The following is a 17,663-nucleotide window of genomic DNA, read 5'->3' on the forward strand; positions in this document are numbered from 1 at the left end:
AGGCAAATTTACTAAGCTAACCCTGTCGCACCGACAGTTTTTAATCGTTTAGCCAGTAGTAATCCTTGATTTAAGATATTGATACTGGCGTTAAGGTCGCGGTCATTTTCTTGCAAACAACTTGGACAATTCCAAGATCGCACCGACAGCGGTAATTCAGCTTTCGTTAGCAAGTGACCACAGTTTGAGCAGGTCTTAGAGGATGGATACCACCGGTCTATTTTGACAAGCGTTTTACCGTACCACTCTGCTTTATAGGTCAGCATAGTGGTGAATGTTGACCACGAGCTGTCTGATATGGCTTTAGCCAGTTTGCGGTTCTTAACCATGCCCTTGACGTTCAAGTCCTCTATCGCAATCACATCGTGGTTTTTGATGATATTGAATGAGAGCTTATGTAGAAAGTCTTTGCGGGTACTGGTTATTTTCTCATAAACTTTAGCGACTTTAAGTTTTTGCTTTTGATAATTACGGCTCTCTGACAGTTTGCGCTGATCCGCTTTAGCAATCGCTCTGCGTTTGGCTAAAATCTTTTGTGCGCGAGCCAGTTTGTCTTGCAGTTTCGATAGAAACTTAGGATTGGCAACTTTTGTACCGTCTGATAAGACGATAAAGTCTGTCAATCCTAAATCAATGCCGATGTTTGATTGGGTTTTTGGTAATGCGTTAACGATGGTTTTAACCAATAGGCTGACGTAGTATCTACCTGATGGGGTGCGGCTAATGGTGGCGCTCTTAATCAGACCATTTATTTTGTCGGGGAACTTGGCGTTGATATGGCCTATTTTGGGTAGTTTAACGGTGCTGTCTGTGATCGCTACCGTTCCTTTCTGATTGTTGGTGGTATAGCTGTCCTTAATACCTTTTTTCTTGAACTTAGGGAAACCTGTGCCTTGCTTGAAAAACTTGTTGTAAGCACCTCTTAGCTGCTGCTGCACATTAGCCAACGCTAAGCTATCCACTTCCTTTAGCCACTCAAACTCTTTTTTATACTGAGCAGGTGTGTTGTTTAAGGTGGTTTTTGTGGCCTCGTAGTGGTCTGTTTTATCGCCAAGCATCTTATTCCAAATAAAACGACTACAGCCAAACGACTTGGCAAAAAATATCTGCTGATCCTCGTTTGGGTATAGTCTAACTTTATGGGCTTTTAGAATTTGCGTGGGCATAGAGGCTTATTATGAATAAGTGGTATAATTATTAATTATAATACCACAAGCACTAAGGGTAGTGATTAATAACGCATTCATCCCACTACTTTAGAAGTAGGGGAATTCTGCGCTAAGATGTTAAAAAACTGAAGTTTGTTATGATAAATTTTGTGCAACTTATCATGCTTAGCGAGTTTTCAATTAGCATGCAGTCACTAGATAAACTCTAAATATATTCATCAGTTTGGCAAAAGGGCTTGTTATAACTTTATTATGATAAAAAACACTATGCTAAAAGCCATAATGCTAATTGCCGCAATGAGCTGTATACCTGTCAGTATCGCAGCGCCAATCACCACGACTGCGCTTGGTCATAACAGTCCTACTCACTATATTGACGCACCATTCATGCCTTATGCCAATCCAAATGCACCAACAGGCGGTACGCTCTCGCTCGATGCGCGTGGCACTTTTAATGCTGCCAATAAATGGATGACCACTGGTGTGGCAATGGCTGGTACCGACTATCTGTATGATACCCTGATGACTGGCTCATTAAATGAAGCCTTTACGATGTATCCGCAGTTGGCAAGTAAGGTGACGTATGACCCTGATGATACCAGCTGGATTGTTTATCATATCAATCCTGCTGCACGTTTTTGGGATGGGTCGCCAGTTACTAGCGATGATGTCAAAGCCACTTTTGACGCGATATTGAACAAAGGGCCGATGTATATTCGCAGCTATTTAGGTGATATTAAGGACGTTCAAGTTCTGGATAAGCAACGAGTGAGGTTTGTCTTTGCGTCTGATGAGAATAAAGAAATTTTGTTAACGGTTGGACAGTTTCCTATTTTTGCCAAGACCTCTATCGATGCTGATTTTGAGAAGATTAGTCTAACGCCATTGATGGGCAGTGGTCCTTATAAGCTTGGACGTGTAGATGCAGGGCGAGCGGTCAGCTATATACGCGATGCCAACTATTGGGGGCGTGATTTGATGGTCAATCGTGGTCGTTATAACTTTGATATGATTAAGTTTGTGTATTATCAAAGTGATGAGATTGCGTTTGAAGGTTTTAAATCTGGTCAGTATCGCTTTCGTCCTGAGAATAAAGCGTCCAATTGGGCAACGGGTTATAATTTCCTCGCAGTAAAAGCAGGGCTGATTAACAAAGAGACGATAAGCAGTCAAAATCCAGTACCGATGCAAGGTCTGGTGATGAATATGCGTCGGCCAATCTTTCAAGATATTCGTGTTCGTCAGGCATTGACGGCGGCTTATGACTTTGAATGGATGAATAAAACCTTATTTCATGGGCAATATGAGCGCTTACAGAGCTTCTTTCATGGCTCTGAGCTTGCTGCCACGAATACGCCATCTACTGCTGAGATGCAAGTGCTAACCCCTTTGTTATCTAAGCTTGAACCCATACAACGTCAGGCTGTATTGGCAGAATGGCAGTTGCCTACTACTGATGGTAGCGGTTTTAATCGTCAAGGGCTATTAGAGGCACGTCAGCTATTGCTAGATGCGGGTTTCTATTATGAGGATATGAAGCTGTATCAGCCTGATGGACAGCTTGCTCAAATTGAGATTTTGATGACAGGCGAAACCATGGGACGAGTGCTGTTGCCATACATTCGCAACTTGAAGCGTTTAGGGTTTGATACGACCTTGCGTCAAGTCGATGGCCCGCAATATTATGAGCGTATGCGCAATTTTGATTATGATATGGTGGTGGATGTATTTGCGCAGAGCTTATCTCCTGGCGCTGAACAGGCCAGCTTTTGGGGTGGCGCGGCAGCTGACCAAGCAGGTAATAGAAATACAGCGGGTATTAAAAACGTGGCAATCGACGATGTCATAGACAAGTTGGGTCGTGCTAAGAATCGTGAAGAGATTGTGCTATATACCCAAGTGCTAGACCGCTTATTACGTGCTGGTCATTATTTAGTGCCACTATATGGAAAGTCAGGCACCAATGTCGCCTACTGGAATCAATACCGCCATACAGAAAAACTGCCTACCAATGCTGTCGGCATCGACTACTGGTGGACGGATAAAGCAGCAGAAGCTCGTATTAATACCTATTTAAAAAAGTAAAAATCAACAATTTTGAATGTTAAAGCGTTTCACAAAAACGTTTGATAAAAATTAAGCAACAGAGATAACTATTCGTAAGGATTTACCATGAGTATTCGTATTCACCCGATTAAAGCGTTCAATGACAATTATATCTGGACATTGATTAATGAAAACAATAAGCAAGCGATTGTCATTGATCCAGGTCAGGCTGAACCTGTCATTGCTTATTTAGAAGAAAACAATCTAGAGCTAACGTCTATTTGGACCACGCATCATCATCATGATCACATCGGCGGCGTCGCAGCGCTACAAGAGTCTTATCCGATGACGCACCTAGTGGCGCATACTGAGCATAATGTCGATGAAGACCAAACTATTAAAGATGGCAGTACGGTAAGTGCATGGGGTTGCTCCGCGCAAGTTTGGGATGTGTCTGGTCATACGGCCAGTCATGTGGCTTATATCTTGGATATCGATGGGCGCAAGCATTGCTTCTGTGGTGACACGCTATTTAGTGCAGGGTGCGGACGTGTATTTACGGGTACGATTGAGCAGTTGCATGACAGCTTTAAGCGTTTGAATGGTCTAGCAGCTGAGACGCTACTGTATCCCGCACATGAATATACGGCCAGCAACTTACATTTTGGGCTATCGATTGAGCCTGCCAATGAGGCAATGCAGCAAGCATTGGCACAAGCAGAAGCGCAAACCGCACAAGGTATGCCGACATTACCTGTGACCCTAGAGCATGAGCGTATGGTAAATGTATTCTTACGTACACAAGAGCCCAGTGTGATAGCAGGTGTGAAGGCTAAAATGAGCATCAACGATGATAAGTCTTTGACCGTATTTGCTGCTTTACGTGAGTTAAAAAATAACTTCTAACTGCGTTCACCGCTCGTTTTCTCTATCGTCATGTTTGTTATGTTAGGAAGCTGCTGTTATGGGTCGTTATATCTTAAAAAGATTACTGTTGATATTACCGACGCTATTTTTGATATTACTCGCAAACTTTGTCATTGTGCAAGCAGCCCCCGGCGGCCCTGTTGAGCAGCAGCTGGCGCTTATTGAACAAGGCGCAAAAGACAATGCGTTAGCTGGTAATATTGGCGCGGGCAGTGCAGGCAGCAATAACAGCACGTATCAGGGTACGCGTGGTCTATCTGAAGAGATGGTGGCAGCGATTAATGCGCAATACGGTTTTGATAAATCGGCCCCCGAGCGCTTTTGGCTGATGCTAAAGAACTATGCCCAGCTAGATTTTGGTGAGTCGTTTTTTAAAGGTCAGACAGTAACCGACCTCATTGTAGAAAAGCTGCCAGTATCAATCTCGCTTGGGCTATGGAGTACGTTGCTGATTTATATGATCGCGATTCCACTCGGGGTCTACAAAGCCATGCATCATGGCTCTGGGATTGATAAAGCAACGGCTATGCTGCTTGCTATCGGTCATGCGATACCTGTCTTTGTATTCGCCGTCATACTACTGGTGTTCTTTGCGGGTGGCAGTTATTGGAATATCTTTCCACTACAAGGGCTAACCTCTGAGAACTTTGACCAATTGAGTGCCCTTGGCAAAGTGAAAGATTACTTTTGGCATTTGGCATTGCCTTTATTGGCAAGTACGGTTGGCGGGTTTGCTGGCTTGACCTATTTGACCAAATTTAGCTTTTTAGAAGAGTTAGGTAAGCAGTATGTACTTACCGCTCGTGCCAAAGGTTTAGGAGAGCGGCAAGTCTTATACGGGCATGTTTTCCGTAATGCTATGTTAATCATTATCGCTGGTATTCCAGCCGCTATCGTTGGTATTTTCTTTGCCGGTAACTTTCTGATTGAGATTATCTTCAAATTAGATGGTTTAGGCTTGCTCGGCTTTGAAGCCATTCAACAGCGTGATTACCCCGTAATATTTGGTACGTTATTTATCTTTACCTTAGTGGGATTGTTATTACAATTAATCAGCGATTTAAGTTATCACCTAATTGATCCCCGTATTGATTTTGAGGGGCGCTAATGTCAAGTCATCCATCACCTTCTACGCCCTCATCTGAATCTCCTGTTTCCATGCCAAAAAAACGTCGGCTAAATCCTATCTGGCAGGCACGCCTAAACCGTTTTCGCCAGAATCGTCTTGGCGTCATCTCGCTATTTATATTTGCGCTGATATTTACTATTTGTATGGCAGCCAATGTGATTGCGAATGACAAGCCGCTACTGGTGCAGTATCAAGGTGATTATTACTTTCCTGTTATAAAGGCTTATCCTGAAACGACTTTTGGTGGTGTGTTTGAAACCGAAACCAATTACAAAGATCCTGCGGTGCAAGCATTGATTGATGAGCAGGGCTTTTATATTATGCCGCTCATTCCCTTTGCCGATCAGACACCCAACGTAGAGCTAGGCATTCCTTATCCAGCGGCACCTAACGCCCAAAACTGGCTTGGTACGGATGACTTAGGCCGTGACGTACTGGCACGCATACTTTATGGATTGCGAGTGTCTTTACTATTTGGCTTGGCATTGACACTTGCAGGCGCATTGATAGGTATCATTGTCGGTGCTATCCAAGGCTATTACGGTGGCTGGGTTGATTTAATCGGGCAGCGTTTTATGGAAGTGTGGGGCGGGATGCCTCAGCTGTTTATGATTATTATTCTGGTCAGTTTATTCAGTCCGAGTATCACTATGCTGTTTGCCTTGATGTTATTGTTTGGCTGGATGGGTCTGGTGGGTTTGGTACGGGCAGAGTTTTTGCGCGCGCGTAACTTTGACTATGTTCGAGCTGCTCGCAATCTTGGTGTGTCGGACAGCCAGATTATGCTGAGACACATTTTGCCGAATGCTTTGGCCTCAAGTTTATCGCAATTGCCCTTTATTTTAACGGCGAATATCATTGCCTTAACGGCACTAGATTTTTTAGGATATGGTTTACCACCGGGTTCACCATCACTTGGTGAGCTGATGGTACAAGGTAAAAATAATCTGGATGCACCTTGGCTGGCCTTATCTGGGTTCTTCAGTTTGACCTTTATTTTATCGCTACTCATCTTCGTTGGCGAAGCGCTACGTGATGCATTTGATCCGAGGCGCTCTTAATATGACAATGACGACTGCTAAAAATAACCGATTAAATGAAAATAATGGTCAGGCAACAAACACAGTCATACTGTCGGTAGATAAGCTCAGTATTCATACTGGTGTGGGCGTGCTTTTGGTTGATGAATTATCTTATGAGCTGACGCAGGGGCAAACCTTGGCCATCGTTGGTGAGTCAGGTTCTGGTAAATCAATAGCTAGTCTCGCGCTGCTGGGATTATTACCAGATAGCTTAACCATTACGGGCAAGGTGCAGCTGGCAGATTCAGCAGGTATGACAACCTTACCTATAGCTAATGAGAAAGGGCGGAACACGGCATTATTACGTGCTGTGCGTGGGCAGCGCATTGGTATGGTATTTCAAGAGCCAATGACGGCGCTTAACCCTCTACATACGGTTGCTAAACAAATCGCTGAGTCACTGCGTTTAAGTGGCATTCCTAAAAAGCAATGGCGCGAACAAAGTATCGCCTTGCTAGACGATGTCAATATTACCGATTCTGCTGATAAGCTGAATCGCTATCCGCATGAGCTATCAGGTGGTCAGCGTCAGCGCGTCATGATTGCGATGGCACTGGCGCAGCAGCCTGATATTTTAATCGCTGATGAGCCGACGACGGCACTCGATGTGACGTTGCAACACGAAATCCTTGAGCTGTTAGATGATCTCAAGCGTCAGCATAATATGGCCATGGTGCTTATCAGCCATGACCTCAATTTGGTCAGACGTTATAGTGATGATGTCATTGTCATGCGCCAAGGAAAAACGATTGAACAAGGACAAACAGCCGCTGTATTTAATCAGCCCAAAGCAGAGTATACCCGCACGCTTATCCAGCAGGATTTTGGTCAAGCATTGACTATATTGGATGATAATAAAAGTGAGCAGTCAACGGTACTGCAAGTAAACGCGCTACAAGTACAGTTTCCAATGGAAAAAAGTCTATTTGGCGGTACCAAGCGTTGGTTTGATGCGGTTAAAAGTCTAGATATAACGCTGCATAAAGGACAGGCATTGGGTATCGTAGGTGAATCCGGCTCTGGAAAAACGACGACGGCGCTTGCTTTAAGTCAGTTACTTGGTAATACAGGGCGTGTTAGTGGACAGATAATAGTCAATGAGCAAGATATTTCGGCATTATCGAAACGTGATCTACGCATCTTTCGCTCGCAGATTCAGATGGTATTTCAAGACCCATTTGCCAGTATCAATCCTCGTATGACAGTGATGCAAATCGTTGAGGAAGGGTTGCTCGTCCAAGGTGTCGATAAGGCCACTCGTCAGCAGGCAGTCATTGATAGTTTGGCTACTGTACATCTACCAGCTGAGTTTGCGCAGCGCTATCCGCATGAATTGTCTGGTGGTCAGCGACAACGTGTGGCACTCGCACGCGCGCTTATCATGCAGCCAAGTCTATTAATATTAGATGAGCCGACTTCTGCGCTCGACAGTACCACGCAGGTGACAGTGGTTAACCTGCTACGTGAGATTCAACAAAAACTGCAAATCAGCTATGTATTTATCAGCCATGACCTAAAAGTCGTGCGGGCGCTATGTCAAAAAATCCTAGTGCTAAAAGACGGTACATGTGTAGAGTCAGGGAGTACTAAAGATATTTTTTATAACCCACAACATCCGTATGTCAGGCGTTTACTACAGGCGAGTAGCACTTAGTCGTGACATCAGACCTGACATAAATGGAATTGACTGTAGCAGTTCATATTAATAGCGATATCATATAGATGGCAGTGATAAACTAAGGATAGAGCGTCGTTTTTTCAGCGTAAATATTAAGGCTCACTTTGACACTATAGTTAGTTCAATATAATCTGGATACAAGGAAGCCGAGTGAAAGTACGACAAGTCGTAGACTAAGCGAGACTGACACCGTATCCAATTTATAGAGGATTGACTATATAGATGTGCTGTTACTTTACTAATGGCTTTTAGTCGCTGATTAAAATGATTGCTATTACTATTTTGGTATTATTAAAAGGACTGTTTACCCATGAAGAAGCAAAATAGCATTTCTAAATTAGTAGGCAGTAACGGATTGCAACATGCAGGGTATGTCGCCGTTGCTAAGACTCGCGCCAAAGTGCTGAAGGCATTTTCTTACGTCATTCCTATCAGAAGACCAATGCTGTTCGTCGGTGAGTCTTCCTGTCATGAGCTGTGTGATATGCTCATCAATGAAGGCAGCACCAACGTATTTATTGTCACTGATGCGGTATTAAATAAACTTGGTATACCTGCGAAAATCACTGATTATCTAGACGCAAAAAATATCAGCTATCATGTCTACGATGGTGTTACACCAGATCCTACTTTTACGGTAATCGAAGAAGGTCTAAGCCAGTCTATAGCAGCAAAGTGCGATGCAATCATCGCCATCGGTGGCGGTTCGGTCATTGATGCTGCCAAAATGATGGCGATGTCGCAGGGTAATCGCTGCGAACCTAAGCAACTCATTGGTATTCTCAAAGCAAGAAAACCAGCCATCCCATTGTACTGTGTGCCTACGACGGCGGGCACTGGCTCAGAAGCCACACTCGGTGCGGTAGTGTCTGATGACAAGACGCATCAAAAGGCACTCTCTATTGATCCTAGAATGGTGCCATTAGCAGCCGCGATTGATCCGGTTATTATGAAAGGCATGCCAGCTCATATTACCGCTGATACGGGTATCGATGTACTGACACATGCGCTCGAAGCGTGGATGAGTGTGAACGCTAGTGTAGAGACCGACTATTATGCGGCTTCTGCGGTCAAGTCTGTTATGCATTACTTACCGATAGTCTATAAAGATGGTGGCGACCTACAAGCAAGAGAAGCGATGGGTGTAGCGGCTCACTATGGTGGTATCGCCTTTAATAAAGCTGGCCTCGGTTATGTGCATGCGATTGCTCATCAGTTAGGCGCGTATTATCGTATTCCTCATGGTCGTGCAAATGCTATTGTGTTGCCTTATGTTTTGGATGTGAACCGTCAAGCAAGCCAAAAAAGACTGGCAGCATTGGCTAGAAAAACAGGCATAGTAAACACAAATCAAGCAGCTGGAAGTGACAGTATTGACAGTGCGATAACCGATCATCTAATCGCTCAAGTACGTGAGCTGATTGCAGACTTAAATATTGATCCCACTGTTAACGGCTTACAAACCAGTGATTTTGATAATATTGCTAAAGCCGCTGCAAAAGAAGTCAGTGATACTTATGCAGTACCACTTTACCTCACAGCATCTGAAATAAAAGATATCTTGATAAAGATCAAGCAGGCAAGTGATCACTGTATGAATGACAAAACAGAAAGCACTAAAGTAGCCTAAGATATATAAATGCGGTATAAAAAGAGCATGCTACCACCAGTGTAGCGTGCTCTTTTTCCGTTATTACGCTGTATGGGTTTAGCTTATAAATATTCAAAAAACCGCTATTCGAAAAGTAAAAACCTAAAAAATAGCTTAAACCAAAAATATTAGACGATGATTGTTCAGTTTAAGTACAGAGTTTTTAATCTACGTTAAATTTTTATAACAAACTAGGTGTATTCCAGTGACACACAAGGGTTATGATAACTGTGTAGCTTCACTCCATAACATTATTTTTAGGATATTCTAATGAACCTCAAACTAAACGCCAAGGTCGCTGCTATGGTTGTTGCGGCGAGCAGTACTTTCTTTGTTGGCTGTGCTGCCACTGAAAATACTGCGAAGACCACGCCACCAACCACTGGTAACAACCCTTATGCGCCTACAGATCCTAATTTGGCTGTGGCGACAGTCGCTGGCGGCTGTTTTTGGTGTGTAGAGGCGGGTTATGAGAAGATACCTGGTGTTGTGGAAGTGGTATCAGGTTATACAGGCGGTGAGACTCAGAATCCAACTTATAAACAGGTATCAGCAGGTGGCACCGGCCATACTGAAGCGGCGCAAGTGTACTATGATCCGACGAAAATAACGTATAATGGCATAGTACAAGCATTATGGCGTATCGCTGATCCAACCGATGCTGATGGCCAGTATGTAGATCGTGGAACCCAGTATCGACCTGCTATTTTCTATAATAACCAACAAGAAAAGCAAACAGCAGAAGCGGCGAAAAAAGCGCTGCAAGACTCTGGCGTCTATGACAAGCCAGTGGTGATAGAAGTCGTTCCTGCCAGCACCTTCTACCCGGCAGAAGAGTATCATCAGGATTACTATAAAAAGAACCCACTTCGTTATAAAGCGTATACCTTCAACTCTGGTCGCTACCAGTTTATCGAGAGCGTATATGGTAAAAACTATGAGTTGGACTTTAGTCAGTTCAAACCAGCTGCTGGTAGTGTGACAGCAAATACATCAACCACACCTTCAAATACCGCAGTGGCTACTACTGGTTTTAATTCAAAGACCTTTGTAAAACCTGCCAAGAGTGAATTAAAGAAATCACTCAGTGATATTCAGTATAAGGTGACTCAGGAAGAGGGCACTGAGCGCGCTTTTGATAATGAATATTGGGATAATAAAGCGCCTGGTCTATATGTCGATGTCGTATCCGGTGAGCCGCTGTACTCTTCTCGTGATAAATACAAGTCTGGAACAGGCTGGCCAAGCTTTACTCGTCCATTAAGTACAGATATGGTCGTTGAAAAAGAAGATCGCGGTATCTTCTCCGTTCGTACCGAGATACGTAGTCGCTATGCTGACTCGCATGTCGGTCACGTGTTTGATGATGGCCCTGCACCCACAGGCAAGCGCTACTGTATGAACTCAGCAGCACTGCGTTTTGTACCATTAGCAGATATGGAAAAAGAAGGTTACGGTGATTGGATTGATGACGTACAACCAATTGCTTCTTAACTTTTGACAGAACTGAAATAAGAAAAGGACGCCTAGGCGTCCTTTTCTTATTTTTGAATATTTAATGACTCTATATTTAATGACTCTTTATGCTAATAACTAAAAAGCAGGTTGACGCTTAGGTATCGCGCTCAAAAATTCCGTACGTGCTTGGTTGTCATGGACAAACTCACCTAACATCGACATCGTACGTGTAGTGGAATGCTGTTTACCTACACCACGCATCATCATACACATATGTGCGGCATCCATCACGACAGCGACGCCGCGGCAACCAGTGACTTCCATAATAGTTTGTGCTATTTGTTCGCTTAAGTTCTCTTGAACTTGCAAACGACGGGAAAACATATCAACGATACGGGCAAATTTTGACAAGCCTAGTACTTGACCATTGGGTAAATAGCCGACATGTGCGATACCATGAAACGGCAACATATGATGCTCGCATAATGAGTAAAACTCAATATTTTGTACCAATACGAGTTCACGATTGCTTGATGGGAACAGCGCATCATTGACGACTTCATCTAAGTTCTGATGATAGCCTTGGGTTAAATGGGCAAAAGCTTTTGCGGCACGCATGGGTGTATCTTCAAGACCAGGGCGGTGTAAGTCTTCACCAGTTGAGCTGATCAATTGGCGATAAGACTCAGCGCTCTCTTGGTAATTTGATGTTATTGTTAGGGTGTTACTCATAAGTTTGGCAGCCATCCAAAATGTGGGTGTAGCTTAACGCTAAATCCTTGTTTACAAACAACGGTTGTAAAGGATTATTATAAAAATTGTGCAAGCTGGGAAGGGCTGTGATTATACTTGAAATCTGCTTAACTTCATACTGCTGTGGTTCGTAGTTCAATGTTTAATCAATATTAGGCACCATTGTAGGCAAATCTAGTTTACGACTGTTTACTTAAATTAATTCGTGTATAATAGTTCACCTATCATTTGTGTTTAATTATCACTGGCTATCTGTCATATATAACAACTCTAAATAATTTTTTAATATCAATAAATTTGATCGATTCAAAAGGAAACACTATGCTACTTCAAGGACAAAGATTTGTCGTAACGGGCATCGCAAGCAAGCTCTCTATCGCTTGGGCAATCGCAGAAGCGCTACACCGTGAAGGTGCTTCACTAATTTTGACGTATCCAAACGATAAGATCAAAAAACGTGTGGATATGGCTGCAGAAAAATTCGAAGCAGATTTGGTGCTAGAGTGCGACGTAGCATCTGACGAGTCTATTGCTGCTTGCTTTGAGCAAGTAACTGCTCATTGGGGTGATGGTATTGACGGTGTGGTACATGCAATTGGCTTTGCACCAATGGATCAGCTAGACGGCGATTTTGTCAACGCGACCACTCGTGAAGGCAGTCACATTGCGCACGATATCTCAAGCTATAGCTTTGTTGCATTGGCCAAAGAAGCTCGCGCATTGCTAGCCATGCGTCACGGCTCTATGCTGACACTAACTTATGAAGGTAGTATCTCAGTATTGCCGAACTACAATGTCATGGGCATGGCAAAAGCCAGTCTTGAAGCCAGTGTTCGCTATCTTGCGACCTCTATGGGTGGTGAAGGTATCCGTGTTAATGCGATTTCAGCAGGTCCTATCCGTACGCTTGCCGCTAGTGGTATCAAATCATTCCGTAAAATGCTCGATGTCAGCGAAAAAATAGCGCCACTACAGCGTAACATTACCCAGACAGAAGTAGGTAATGCTGCATTGTTCTTACTATCTCCGTGGGCATCCGGTATTACTGGAGAGATTATGTTTGTTGATGCGGGTTTTAATACCGTTGCCATTAGCGAGCAGTTGATGATGCTGGACGAACCAAAGTAACTGTCTTAGATAATTGAGAGCATTCTTAGGTAATTAATAGCATTGTTGAAAAAATAGCGTTTAAGAAATAAGGAAGGCAGCCAATTGGCTGCCTTTTTTGGTTATACTAGAGACCATTTTTAAGTTAGCCTTCAGGCAGTAGATATGATAACTAAACTACCAAAGTGGATATTGTGGGGTGGTGCAGTGCTTGCGTTTAGTGCGGGCTGTGTCAATACTGCTGCATTGATGGGCTTTGCTAATTTATCAGTCTCTCATGTTACTGGTAATGTGAGCTTATTTGCATCAGCGATTGCTTATTTAGATGTGCACAGTATTTTGTATATTGGTGCGCTGCTGCTGTCTTTTTTAGCGGGTGCGGTCTTGAGTGGTTTCGTGATTGGACAAGCGCCTTTAAAGCTAGGTAAACGTTATGGCCGTGCGTTATATCTCGAGGCGTCATTACTGTTGATTAGCTATTGGTTGTACCAACAGCACGATTATCTAGGACAGTTAGCCGCTGCGATGGCGTGTGGATTACAGAATGCCATGGTCGCAACTTATAGTGGTGCCGTCATTCGAACAACTCATTTAACGGGCTTAACGTCAGATATGGGTGCAGCGATTGGTAATTGGTTAGCAGGTCGCTCAATCAGCAAGCCGACACTAGGTTTTCAGGCTATTATTTGGTATTGCTTTTGCGGTGGCAGTGTCGTCGGGGCATTTTTGTATGCCAAAGTAGGCTATGGTGCGTTGCTAGTGCCCATCACCATCGTATTGACGGCGGCATTTATATATAACTATGCGTCAGATCACTTGCCAGAAAAAAGGCTACCGAGAGGAAAAAGGCACTCATCATAATGATAGGCGCCTATTCTCTTTTTCGTTAAACATAAAGCGGTAATTTATTTATCGCCTTCTTCGCTGTGGTTTTCATGTTCATGCATACCTTGCATCATATCTAATGCAGAGTCATCGGTACGTTGCTGGTCTTCTTTGGCTAGACCGTCTTGATTGATGTCTTTAGGTGCCATTTTCGTGGTTGAGTCAGTTTTATTTGCGTCTGTCATAAAGTGCTCCTGTTTATTTTTATGTATTTCCAGTATAAATCTCTAATAGAAATAGGCTTTGAGATGCCTACTATTATTTGGCTCGACTGTCAGTATGAGAGACGGCTATACTCTTGTATATATACAGTGTACACTTGTTTAGTGAATATATGTAACCAGATATCAGATAGGTTTTCAATGGTGTGCTTCTATTTCTAGTGCATAGATAAAATGCATAATTACGCCATAGTTAACATAGAACTCATTGCTAATAAATATGTGAGCATTAAGAATAGTTAAAAGAATGTTCTGGTATAAATTTATTAAGTAATTTGTCAATTAATTTTTCTGTCATATATCTGCTATGATAGCCACGTATTTTTTTGGGTTAATGACAAAGTGAATACTATAGTTGCCTTCATATGTAGGGCATTTTTACACTGTCTTTGAGGAAATAAGGACGTTTTATGTCAGAGCAAAAACTAGACAGCCATCTACCTAACGATGGTAATGAGTATTTATTTACCGATACCTTTCCAAAGGGTACTGGTAAAGGATTGATTGTTGTCGCTATTGCGGCGATTGTCGCTATGATTATCTATAATGTGTTGCCATTCGATATTAATGCCAATAAAGGGCTAGCCTTGTTGTTTTTCATTGGCGTGCTGTGGTTGACGGAAGCGGTACACGTTACCATTACTGCACTATTGGTCGTGGTCGTGGGTGCATTAATTGGTATACCAGACTTCGATGCCAAAATTGGTTTAGAGAGCTTTGCTAGTCCGACGATTTATTTGTTTTTTGGTGGTTTTGCTTTGGCAGCCGCCTTGCATGTACAGCAATTGGACAAAAAAATCGCATTAAAGATTTTATCGATGTCAGGTGGTAAGCTAAACACCGCTGTGTTTTTGATATTTGGCGTGACGGCATTTTTGTCGATGTGGATATCGAATACGGCCACTGCGGCGATGATGCTACCATTAGCGCTTGGTATATTGACACAGGTCGATCGTGAAAAAGATCGCGGTACGTTTGTATTTGTCCTACTAGGTATTGCTTACTCGGCAAGTCTGGGTGGTTTAGGTACTATCGTTGGTTCGCCACCTAATGCTATCGCAGCAAAGGCACTGGATATCGCCTTTATTGACTGGATGAAGTTTGGTATACCTATGATGTTGGTGTTATTGCCACTATTATTAGGTGCGATGTATGTGTTCCTCAAACCCAATCTAAATCGTAAAATTGTGATAGTAGAAGATGAGCCTATTGCTTGGAACAAACCGCGTGTAGTGACGATTATTGTCTTCATTGTTACTGCGTTGAGTTGGATATTTTCCAAACAAATTGGTGAAGCATTAGATATCACTGATACGGATGCCATTATCGCTTTATCAGCGGCAGCAGCAGTGGTGAGTTTAGGATTGGTATCGTGGAAGCAAGTCTCTGACAATACGGATTGGGGTGTACTCATGCTGTTTGGTGGCGGTATTGCGCTGTCGACAGTATTGAAAGTATCAGGTGCGTCTCTAGTATTGGGTGAAACGGTCGCAAATGCCTTGTCTTCGGCACCACTGGTTGTGGTGATGATTGCGGTATCTGCGTTCATTATCTTCTTAACTGAGTTTGCCTCTAATACGGCATCTGCCGCATTGTTGGTGCCAGTATTTGCTGCTATTGCAGAGCAGATGGGCTTGCCACATGAAGTGTTGGTATTGGTCATTGGTATTGGTGCATCATGTGCCTTTATGCTACCAGTTGCGACGCCACCGAATGCTATTGTGTTTGGTACAGGTCTCATCAAGCAAACAGAGATGATTCGTACCGGTATTATTCTTAATATTATCGCCACCTTTGTCGTGGGGCTGTGGGCATATTTTTTCTTAATATAGCTTAGAAAATAATATAGTAATGAAACCAAACCCGATGTTTTAAGTGATGCTTAAACATCGGGTTTTTTACTTTCTGAGGTTTTTAATATTTGCTTCTTAGTATTTTTATAAGACCTTATTGGTAAGAGGAGGTAAGTAATATGGTGAATCTTGATGATCAGCAGATAAGTACCATCGCTGCAATTTCTGACATTCATAGCAATGTCTTTGCTCTAGAGGCGGTTCTTGCAGACATAAAGCGTCGTAATGTAGAACAAATCGTCAATCTTGGTGATATTTTGTATGGCCCGATTGCGCCGAAAGCAACTTATGAGCTGCTGATGACCTATCGAGATGATATTATTACTATTTGTGGTAACCAAGATAGGCAGATATATGAGGCGACAGCGGCAGATATTGAGAATAATCCAACGCTAGATTTTATTATCGACAACTTGCCAGCCGCCGCAATGAAATGGATGCAAAACTTGCCTTTTGATTGCCATTTAAGCAAAGACGTTTATCTGTGTCATGGGTCGCCGACGGATGACATGGTATATCTGTTAGAAAATATAGAAACAGGTCAACCGAGAGTACGTAGTGACGCAGATATTCTGGCATTGCTCAATGGTATTGATAGTAAGGTTATCGTATGTGGTCACACCCATATCCCGCGTACGATAAAGCTATCGACCGATCAAATGGTTATCAATACTGGTAGCGTTGGTTATCCCGCCTATGAAGATGACTTACCTAATGTCCATAGAATGCAGACCTATTCTCCTCATGCAAGTTATGCAATCATTAGGTGTGTTGATACCGAGCAGGGGAAGCGCTGGCAAACCGAACATATTAAGGTGCCTTACGATTATGAGGCTGCTGCTCAATTAGCTTCAAAGAATGGTCGAGAAGATTGGGCATTTGCACTGAGAACGGGACGTGTGTTTTAAGCTTGGTATGACATTATTTATTTAATAATCTACCCCCTAACTTTACCTATAGTCGATTCAATTTAAAAGTAGTACAAGGCAACCGAGTGTAGATGTATATTTGATACTTCAAGCGAGGTTAACGCTGTCATACTTTTATAGTGGAATGACGATATAAGGCAATGATTTATGCCAATCCTATATATGATTCAACTGGGCGCTCGGCCCAAAGGTCGCTTGATTGAACAGCACGATATTTTCTTTGGTGTGGCCAATCAGGTGAGTGAATTAATTGCAGATATCAATGAGCATTGGCCAGAAGTAAAAAACAAATGGCATATTGACTCGTATCGTGCGGTTACCAACGTTGATGGTCATGCTATTAAATTGGTTGAGCACAGTAAGCAAGTTGATAATCAAACTGATCATAGTAAAGACTTAAAGCTGTTTTTCATTAATCTCGGTGGATACCAGCAGGGCAGTTTTGAAGAATTTCATTATAAGTTACTCATCGTTGCCCCCAATCAAGCAGGTGCTATCAAACAAGCAAAACAAAGTGCGTTTTATCAGCAGTTTACTTTTGAAGATAGCAACTCACCTTTTGATGCTGCTTCACATATTGATGATAAGTTTGAAGTAGATATAGACAATATATATAACGTGAATGATCTGATATCAAACTTTCAGTTAGTGATTGAACCCATCGATGTTGTCGATAAAGCAATAGATGAGGGTTTAGCAGATAAAGAATATGTCGGCTATTTGAGTATAAAGAATTTAAAAAAATTGGCGTTATGATTAATAAGTATAATTAACA

15 protein-coding genes are annotated in these 17,663 nt (G+C 42.7%); 12 read left to right on the forward strand and 3 right to left on the reverse strand.

Annotated features, from left to right (window positions below; translation table 11 throughout):
• Nucleotides 1–11 precede the first annotated feature (11 nt).
• The gene (tnpB, locus tag I6E83_RS09580; protein ID WP_197101425.1) at nucleotides 12–1,166 is read right to left on the reverse strand and encodes an IS200/IS605 family element RNA-guided endonuclease TnpB; all 1,155 of its coding nucleotides are present in this window, start codon (nucleotides 1,164–1,166) and stop codon (nucleotides 12–14) included.
• Between the two features lie 255 nt (nucleotides 1,167–1,421).
• Between tnpB and I6E83_RS09585 the strand changes: the two genes are divergently transcribed.
• From I6E83_RS09585 to msrB, 7 genes are all read left to right on the forward strand, one after another.
• Entirely contained in the window at nucleotides 1,422–3,254 is a 1,833-nt protein-coding gene (locus I6E83_RS09585) for an extracellular solute-binding protein (RefSeq protein WP_197101427.1), read from the forward strand.
• 87 nt (nucleotides 3,255–3,341) lie between these two features.
• Nucleotides 3,342–4,121 (forward strand): hydroxyacylglutathione hydrolase, encoded by a 780-nt coding sequence (gene gloB, locus I6E83_RS09590; protein ID WP_197101428.1) that lies wholly within the window; start codon nucleotides 3,342–3,344, stop codon nucleotides 4,119–4,121.
• Nucleotides 4,122–4,179: 58 nt separating this feature from the next.
• Entirely contained in the window at nucleotides 4,180–5,250 is a 1,071-nt protein-coding gene (gene yejB, locus I6E83_RS09595) for a microcin C ABC transporter permease YejB (RefSeq protein ID WP_110923836.1), read from the forward strand.
• Nucleotides 5,251–5,300: 50 nt separating this feature from the next.
• Entirely contained in the window at nucleotides 5,301–6,332 is a 1,032-nt protein-coding gene (locus tag I6E83_RS09600; protein WP_197101509.1) for an ABC transporter permease, read from the forward strand.
• Between the two features lie 7 nt (nucleotides 6,333–6,339).
• Complete coding sequence (locus tag I6E83_RS09605) at nucleotides 6,340–8,007, forward strand: ABC transporter ATP-binding protein (protein ID WP_197101510.1); 1,668 nt, start codon at nucleotides 6,340–6,342, stop codon at nucleotides 8,005–8,007.
• Between the two features lie 334 nt (nucleotides 8,008–8,341).
• Nucleotides 8,342–9,661, forward strand: a complete 1,320-nt coding sequence (locus I6E83_RS09610; protein WP_197101430.1) for an iron-containing alcohol dehydrogenase — start codon at nucleotides 8,342–8,344, stop codon at nucleotides 9,659–9,661.
• Between the two features lie 291 nt (nucleotides 9,662–9,952).
• A complete protein-coding gene (gene msrB / locus I6E83_RS09615; RefSeq protein WP_197101439.1) occupies nucleotides 9,953–11,176 on the forward strand; it encodes a peptide-methionine (R)-S-oxide reductase MsrB in 1,224 nt (407 codons plus the stop codon).
• 99 nt (nucleotides 11,177–11,275) lie between these two features.
• On the opposite strand, the gene folE is transcribed toward msrB, so the two are convergent.
• Nucleotides 11,276–11,872 carry a GTP cyclohydrolase I FolE gene (folE, locus tag I6E83_RS09620; protein ID WP_227680896.1) on the reverse strand — a complete coding sequence of 199 codons (597 nt, stop codon included), beginning with the start codon at nucleotides 11,870–11,872 and terminating at the stop codon, nucleotides 11,276–11,278.
• Between the two features lie 342 nt (nucleotides 11,873–12,214).
• Between folE and I6E83_RS09625 the strand changes: the two genes are divergently transcribed.
• Both I6E83_RS09625 and I6E83_RS09630 read left to right on the forward strand, forming a co-directional pair.
• Complete coding sequence (locus I6E83_RS09625; protein WP_110923842.1) at nucleotides 12,215–13,021, forward strand: enoyl-ACP reductase; 807 nt, start codon at nucleotides 12,215–12,217, stop codon at nucleotides 13,019–13,021.
• A gap of 144 nt (nucleotides 13,022–13,165) precedes the next feature.
• Entirely contained in the window at nucleotides 13,166–13,861 is a 696-nt protein-coding gene (locus tag I6E83_RS09630) for a YoaK family protein (protein ID WP_197101464.1), read from the forward strand.
• Between the two features lie 44 nt (nucleotides 13,862–13,905).
• Here I6E83_RS09630 and I6E83_RS09635 read toward each other — a convergent pair whose 3' ends face one another.
• Entirely contained in the window at nucleotides 13,906–14,070 is a 165-nt protein-coding gene (locus tag I6E83_RS09635) for a hypothetical protein (protein ID WP_197101466.1), read from the reverse strand.
• 446 nt (nucleotides 14,071–14,516) lie between these two features.
• Between I6E83_RS09635 and I6E83_RS09640 the strand changes: the two genes are divergently transcribed.
• From I6E83_RS09640 to I6E83_RS09650, 3 genes are all read left to right on the forward strand, one after another.
• Nucleotides 14,517–15,938, forward strand: coding sequence for an SLC13 family permease (locus I6E83_RS09640; RefSeq protein WP_110923844.1), 1,422 nt, complete (start codon nucleotides 14,517–14,519; stop codon nucleotides 15,936–15,938).
• A 140-nt stretch (nucleotides 15,939–16,078) separates the two neighbouring features.
• A complete protein-coding gene (locus I6E83_RS09645; protein WP_197101468.1) occupies nucleotides 16,079–16,867 on the forward strand; it encodes a metallophosphoesterase family protein in 789 nt (262 codons plus the stop codon).
• A 168-nt stretch (nucleotides 16,868–17,035) separates the two neighbouring features.
• Nucleotides 17,036–17,644, forward strand: a complete 609-nt coding sequence (locus I6E83_RS09650; RefSeq protein ID WP_197101470.1) for a DUF1543 domain-containing protein — start codon at nucleotides 17,036–17,038, stop codon at nucleotides 17,642–17,644.
• Nucleotides 17,645–17,663: the final 19 nt, after the last annotated feature.

The organism is Psychrobacter sp. SZ93C1 (assembly GCF_015864635.1).
Taxonomy (GTDB): Bacteria; Pseudomonadota; Gammaproteobacteria; order Pseudomonadales; family Moraxellaceae; genus Psychrobacter; species Psychrobacter fozii.

What these genes read in the sequence shown, in the direction of transcription:
- tnpB (WP_197101425.1), bottom strand. Translation starts at nt 1,166, where the DNA reads ATGCCCACGCAAATTCTAAAAGCCCATAAAGTTAGACTATACCCAAAC.
- I6E83_RS09585 (WP_197101427.1), top strand. Translation starts at nt 1,422, where the DNA reads ATGATAAAAAACACTATGCTAAAAGCCATAATGCTAATTGCCGCAATG.
- gloB (WP_197101428.1), top strand. Translation starts at nt 3,342, where the DNA reads ATGAGTATTCGTATTCACCCGATTAAAGCGTTCAATGACAATTATATC.
- yejB (WP_110923836.1), top strand. Translation starts at nt 4,180, where the DNA reads ATGGGTCGTTATATCTTAAAAAGATTACTGTTGATATTACCGACGCTA.
- I6E83_RS09600 (WP_197101509.1), top strand. Translation starts at nt 5,301, where the DNA reads ATGCCAAAAAAACGTCGGCTAAATCCTATCTGGCAGGCACGCCTAAAC.
- I6E83_RS09605 (WP_197101510.1), top strand. Translation starts at nt 6,340, where the DNA reads ATGACGACTGCTAAAAATAACCGATTAAATGAAAATAATGGTCAGGCA.
- I6E83_RS09610 (WP_197101430.1), top strand. Translation starts at nt 8,342, where the DNA reads ATGAAGAAGCAAAATAGCATTTCTAAATTAGTAGGCAGTAACGGATTG.
- msrB (WP_197101439.1), top strand. Translation starts at nt 9,953, where the DNA reads ATGAACCTCAAACTAAACGCCAAGGTCGCTGCTATGGTTGTTGCGGCG.
- folE (WP_227680896.1), bottom strand. Translation starts at nt 11,872, where the DNA reads ATGAGTAACACCCTAACAATAACATCAAATTACCAAGAGAGCGCTGAG.
- I6E83_RS09625 (WP_110923842.1), top strand. Translation starts at nt 12,215, where the DNA reads ATGCTACTTCAAGGACAAAGATTTGTCGTAACGGGCATCGCAAGCAAG.
- I6E83_RS09630 (WP_197101464.1), top strand. Translation starts at nt 13,166, where the DNA reads ATGATAACTAAACTACCAAAGTGGATATTGTGGGGTGGTGCAGTGCTT.
- I6E83_RS09635 (WP_197101466.1), bottom strand. Translation starts at nt 14,070, where the DNA reads ATGACAGACGCAAATAAAACTGACTCAACCACGAAAATGGCACCTAAA.
- I6E83_RS09640 (WP_110923844.1), top strand. Translation starts at nt 14,517, where the DNA reads ATGTCAGAGCAAAAACTAGACAGCCATCTACCTAACGATGGTAATGAG.
- I6E83_RS09645 (WP_197101468.1), top strand. Translation starts at nt 16,079, where the DNA reads ATGGTGAATCTTGATGATCAGCAGATAAGTACCATCGCTGCAATTTCT.
- I6E83_RS09650 (WP_197101470.1), top strand. Translation starts at nt 17,036, where the DNA reads ATGCCAATCCTATATATGATTCAACTGGGCGCTCGGCCCAAAGGTCGC.